Annotated in this window: 6 protein-coding genes; 3 read left to right on the top strand and 3 right to left on the bottom strand. The window is 67.7% G+C overall.

The window, feature by feature from the left end:
• Nucleotides 1-197 precede the first annotated feature (197 nt).
• From WAZ62_RS15815 to WAZ62_RS15805, 3 genes are read left to right on the top strand one after another with little or no spacing between them, the layout of a single operon-like run.
• Nucleotides 198-740 carry a carboxymuconolactone decarboxylase family protein gene (locus tag WAZ62_RS15815; RefSeq protein WP_422644496.1) on the top strand — a complete coding sequence of 181 codons (543 nt, stop codon included), beginning with the start codon at nt 198-200 and terminating at the stop codon, nt 738-740.
• 29 nt (nt 741-769) lie between these two features.
• Complete coding sequence (locus tag WAZ62_RS15810) at nt 770-1390, top strand: pyridoxamine 5'-phosphate oxidase family protein (RefSeq protein ID WP_422644495.1); 621 nt, start codon at nt 770-772, stop codon at nt 1388-1390.
• 1 nt (nt 1391) lies between these two features.
• A complete protein-coding gene (locus WAZ62_RS15805) occupies nt 1392-2111 on the top strand; it encodes an NAD(P)H-dependent oxidoreductase (RefSeq protein WP_422644494.1) in 720 nt (239 codons plus the stop codon).
• Here the strand turns inward: WAZ62_RS15805 and WAZ62_RS15800 are convergent.
• From WAZ62_RS15800 to WAZ62_RS15790, 3 genes are all read right to left on the bottom strand, one after another.
• Nucleotides 2092-2691 (bottom strand): TetR/AcrR family transcriptional regulator, encoded by a 600-nt coding sequence (locus WAZ62_RS15800; RefSeq protein ID WP_422644493.1) that lies wholly within the window; start codon nt 2689-2691, stop codon nt 2092-2094. The two genes, WAZ62_RS15805 and WAZ62_RS15800, sit on opposite strands and share 20 nt — an antisense overlap.
• Nucleotides 2692-2843: 152 nt before the next feature.
• Nucleotides 2844-4100, bottom strand: coding sequence for an Hsp70 family protein (locus tag WAZ62_RS15795; RefSeq protein WP_422644492.1), 1257 nt, complete (start codon nt 4098-4100; stop codon nt 2844-2846).
• Entirely contained in the window at nt 4097-4603 is a 507-nt protein-coding gene (locus WAZ62_RS15790) for a peptide deformylase (protein WP_422644491.1), read from the bottom strand. The genes WAZ62_RS15795 and WAZ62_RS15790 overlap by 4 nt, the downstream gene beginning before the upstream one ends.
• Between the last annotated feature and the right edge of the window lie 317 nt (nt 4604-4920).

The raw sequence follows: 4920 nt of genomic DNA, 5'->3' as shown, positions 1-4920 counted from the left end.
CCCCAGCCGGCGCGCGGCGGCGGCGAGGCTGCCGGCCTCGATCGTCGCCACGAAGATCTTCATGACCTCGAAACGGTCCATCGGTCATTCCACCAAACGCAATGATGCCTTCAGTATTATGGCTATCAGGAGAAATGACAAGCGGGCCTAGGCTCCTTGTGTCGCTTCCCCCATCCGCCCAACCCCGGAGTTCCACGATGAGCCGTATTCCCGCCCTCGATCCCGCTGACGCCCAAGGCAAGGCCCGCGACCTGCTGGCCGCCGTCAACGCCAGCATCGGCGTGACCCCCAATCTGTTCCGGGTCGCCGCGCAGGCCCCCGCCGCCCTCGAAGGGCTGCTCGGCCTGTCGTCGGCACTGGCCGGCGGTACCCTCGGCGTGAAGCAGCGCGAGGCCATCGCCCTCGCCGTCGCCGAGGCGAACGGCTGCGACTATTGCCTGTCGGCCCATACCGCCCTGTCCCGTGGCGCCGGCCTGTCCGACGCCGATATCGCCGAGGCCCGAAGGGCCCATTCGCCCGATCCGAAGACCGACGCCATCCTCGGCTTCGCGCGGCTCGTCGTCGAACAGCGCGGTCTGGTGCCGGACCAGGCGCTCGCCCATCTGCGCGAACTCGGCATCGGCCATGGCGTGGTGGTCGAGATCGTGGCCCATGTCGCCTTGAACAGCTTCACCAACTATCTCAATCATGTGGCGGGGACCGAGATCGATTTCCCGCTGGTCCAGGCCGTCGCCGCCTGACCAACGCTGCCGCCGGCAGGGAGGACGTCATGCACCAGCCTTCGAGCGACATCGCCTTCACGCCGGCGGTCAAGGATATCCAGCGCCGGCGCCAGTCGCGCGCCTTCTACGAGAAGATGGAGGCGCAAGGGGGCTTCCGCACCGGTGTCACGCCGGAGTTGGTCGCCTTCCTCGCCGTGGTCGACACGGCCTTTCTGGCCACGGCGACGGCGGACGGCCAGCCCTATGCCCAGCACCGGGGCGGCCCCAAGGGCTTCATCCGCGCCATCGACGACGAGACCATCGGTTTCGTCGACTACAGCGGCAACCGGCAGTTCGTGACGACGGGCAACCTGTCGGAAAACGACCGGGCCTTCCTGTTCCTGATCGACTACGCCGAGCAGCGCCGGGTGAAGCTCTGGGGCCGGGCCCGCATCGTCGAGGGCGATGAAGAGCTGACCCGGCGCCTGATGCCGGATAATTACCGCGCCCGGCCCGAACAGGTGATCCTGTTCACGGTCGAGGCCTGGGACGTGAACTGCAAGCAGCATATTCCGCGCAAGCTCGATCTCGCCGATGTCGCCGGCGCCATCGGTCATCTGGAGCAGCGTCTGGCCGCGGCCCAGGCCGAGATCGAGCGCCTGCGCGGCCTGCTGGGGGAGACAGCCTGAAATGCGCGTGCTGATCGTCCACGCCCATCACGAGCCCACCAGCTTCAATACCGCGCTGCTGACCACGGCGCGCGAGACGCTGATGGCGGCCGGGCACGAGCTGCGGGTCTCCGACCTCCATGCCATGGGTTTCCAGCCCGTCTCCGACCGCCGCAACTTCAAGACCGTCGCCGATGCCCGGCGTCTCGACCAGCAGGCTGAGGAGCGGCTGGCGGCGGCCTCGGACGGTTTCGCCGACGATATCGCCGCCGAAATCGAGAAGCTGCTGTGGTGCGATCATCTGATCTTCCAGTTTCCGATCTGGTGGCTGGGCCTGCCGGCGATCCTGAAGGGCTGGGTCGACCGGGTTTTCGCCCTCGGCGTCGCCTATGGCGGCGGACGCTGGTTCGACGGCGGCGCGCTGGCGGGGCGACGGGCGATGCTGTCGGTCACGGTCGGCGGCACGGAAGATGTCTATTCCGAGATCGGTGTCTACGGCCCGCTGGAAGACATCCTGCTTCCGATTCACCGGGGTATCCTCGGCTTCACCGGCTTTCAGGTGATCGAGCCTTTCGCCGTCTATGGCCCCGGGCGGATGGATGCGGCCGCGCGGGCCGGGGTGCTCGCCGCCTATCGCGAGAAGTTACTGACGCTTGATCGCGCCGCCGTGCTGCCCATGCCGAAGGTGGCGGACTACGAGCGTCTCGTGCTGAAGCCCGGGCTCAGGCCGGCCGCGCCTTGATGCCTTCGATCAACAGGTCGGCGATGAAATCGACGTGGCGCTCGATCGTCTCGGGCGCCAGGGGATCGATGTCGTAGAGCGGGCGCAGGGCCGCCCCGGAATTGAAGAAGGAGACGACGGCCCCGACCATCGCCTGCATGAAATGCGGGATCGGGATCGGCCGGATCAATCCGACGGCCATGCCGTGTTCCAGCAGCGGCACCATGATCTGGTGCAGCGGCGCCAGCAGGTGTTCCGTCAGCCAGTCCAACCGGCTACCGGGATTCAGCGTCTCTCGCGTCACGATCAGCGCGGCCAGCGGGTTTTCGGCCGAGAAGCGGGTGAAGGTCCGGATCGCGTGTTCGCAGGCCTCGATCGGGCCGAGGTCCAGCAGCTTCGGACTCTCGATGCCGACCCGCTCGAAGATCGGGGCGAAAGCCCGGGTCGAGGCTTCCCGCCACAGCTCTTCCTTGCTGCGGAAATAGTAATAGATGTGCGGATGGTGCACCCCGGCGGCGGTGGCGATGCGCAGCACCGACGCTGCCTCGAAGCCGACGACCGCGAATTCCTGCAACGCGGCGGCGACGATCCTGTCCCGCAAATTGGGTTGCAGGTTCGCGGGCTGGCGTTGTGGGCGGCGGCGGCCGCTTCTCCTGAATTCTGGCATGACCATCACGGAGAAATTGTCATTACTCCTGATTACCAGAAGGCCGGGCCGCTGTCGAAGACAACTCTTGCGAGATGTATCCGCCGTCACATGCCGAATTTGCGGCGGGCATCGATGGCAAGTCCTATACCGACACTGCCGAAGATATCGCCGTCGACCGGCCGGGCTTGCGGCAGATGGGCCAGGATGCCGCGCCGGACCACGGGCACGGCGGTCGAGCCGCCGGTGAGGAACACCGCCTCGATCGCCTCGCGCGGCGTACCGGCTTCGCGCAGGCAGCGGTCGATGCCGGCCAGGATGGCGGCGACATGGGGCGCCAGCACCGTTTCCAGCTGGTCCCGGGTCACCTCGATATCGACCGGGCGGGACAGGGGCAGGCGGACGGCGGTCGTTTTCGTGTCCGACAGCGCGATCTTCGCCCCCTCGATCAGCCCGGCGAGGCGGTGGCCATTCCGGTGGGTCAGCAGGTCGATCAGCCGCTCGACCAGCTCGGGCCGGTCGACGGTGCGCAGCAGGCTCTTGAAATAATTGATGTTGTTCGAGGTGTAGAGGCTGGGGATCCGGTGCCAGGTGGCGAGATCCTGATAGAGCCGGATCGGCATGGGCAGTTTCTTCGGGCCGATCAGCGCGTCCATGCCAAGTTCGGGCATGGCCCGGGCGAGGCTGAGATCGCGGTCGAAATCGGTGCCGCCGATATGGACGCCCGCGCGGCCGAGAATATCGCCCGAGCGGTCGGCCTTGCCGGCATGGCGCGGCGACAGGCGGGTGACGGCGAAATCCGAGGTGCCGCCACCCAGATCGACGATCAGGGCGAGTTCTTCGCGGCTGACCGACTGTTCGTAGTCGAGCGCGGCGGCGACCGGCTCATACTGCAATTCGATGTGGCGGAAGCCCTGCGCCCGGGCGATGCCGACAAGTTCCGCCTCGGCCCTGGCGTCGGCGGCATCGTCGTGATCGACGAAGCGGACCGGCCGGCCGAGCACGACACTGTCGACGGGCCCGCCCAGCCGTGTCTCCACCACCGTCTTCAGGTGGTGCAGGAACAGGCCGATGATGTCGCGGAACGAGACCCGGCGCCGGCCGACCAGTGTCGTCTCCTCGACGAGGGCGGAGCCGAGCACGCTTTTCAGCGCCCGCAGCAAGCGGCCCTCGGTGCCCTCGACATAGGCGCCGATGCCGTCACGGCCGAAGCGCGTCCGGTGTTCCTCATAGTCGAAGAAGATCGACGAGGGCAGGGTGACGCTTTCCCCCTCCAGCGGGCAAAGGGTGAACCCATTGCCGGATACGATCCCGGCGGTCGAATTCGAGGTGCCGAAATCGAGGCCGCAGTAAAGCCCGCTCATGCCTCGCCCCCCAGGCGCCGGATCTTCTCGAAACGGCGCACCACCTTGTCGCGGCGCAGGCGCGACAGGCGTTGCAGCCAGAAGATGCCGTCGAGCTGGTCGATCTCATGCAACAGGCAGGTCGCGCGCCAGCCTTCCGCCGCGCCCTCGTGGGGGGCGCCGGTCAGGTCGGCCCAGGTCAGGCGGATGCGGGCCGGGCGGGTCACGGCATCGATCACGCCGGGCATGGAGACGCTGCCCTCGTCCCGGGTCACGGTCTCGTCCGAGGTTTCGGTGATCTCGGGATTGACGAAGACTTCCACCGGCCCGTCGCCCAGCTTCAGGACGACGAGGCGGCTGGACACGCCGACGTGGGGGGCGGTGATGCCGACGCCGCCGGCCTCGATCATGGTCTCGGTCAGGTCGGTGGCGAGCGCGGCGAGACCGGGGCCGAAGTCAGAGACGGGCTCGGCTTTCCGGCGCAACAGGGGATCGGGGTGGCGGAGAATCGGACGAATCGGCATTTCCCTTTCTAGCCTGCCGGCCCGGGCCGGGCCAGAGTGCCGTCCCTATCGATCCTCGCCGGTCTGCCGTGTCGAAATGCGGGCTTGGAAGCGCCGCGCCGGCTGGCATATTTCGGGACGAGCAACAAAGGATATCGCCCGTGAGTGTTTCCGCCCCGCCCGATCTCGCCGCCGAAGTCACCGCCCTGCTGGCCGGTTTCGGGGTCGACCCCGCCCGCGTCAAGGGCAAGGGCCGCGCCGTCACCACACCCATCACCGGCGCGGTGATCGGGGCGGTGGCGGACAGCGAGGTGGCGGCGGTCGAAGCGGCCCTGACC

It is taken from the genome of Zavarzinia sp., assembly GCF_049306435.1.
In the GTDB taxonomy this organism is placed as follows: domain Bacteria; phylum Pseudomonadota; class Alphaproteobacteria; order Zavarziniales; family Zavarziniaceae; genus Zavarzinia.
Note: the sequence above shows the minus strand (reverse complement) of the source record. Positions and strands in the feature narration are given on the sequence as shown.

Coding starts and splice junctions, on each gene's coding strand:
- WAZ62_RS15795 (WP_422644492.1), bottom strand. CDS start 4,100: ATGAGCGGGCTTTACTGCGGCCTCGATTTCGGCACCTCGAATTCGACC.
- WAZ62_RS15805 (WP_422644494.1), top strand. CDS start 1,392: ATGCGCGTGCTGATCGTCCACGCCCATCACGAGCCCACCAGCTTCAAT.
- WAZ62_RS15810 (WP_422644495.1), top strand. CDS start 770: ATGCACCAGCCTTCGAGCGACATCGCCTTCACGCCGGCGGTCAAGGAT.
- WAZ62_RS15815 (WP_422644496.1), top strand. CDS start 198: ATGAGCCGTATTCCCGCCCTCGATCCCGCTGACGCCCAAGGCAAGGCC.
- WAZ62_RS15790 (WP_422644491.1), bottom strand. CDS start 4,603: ATGCCGATTCGTCCGATTCTCCGCCACCCCGATCCCCTGTTGCGCCGG.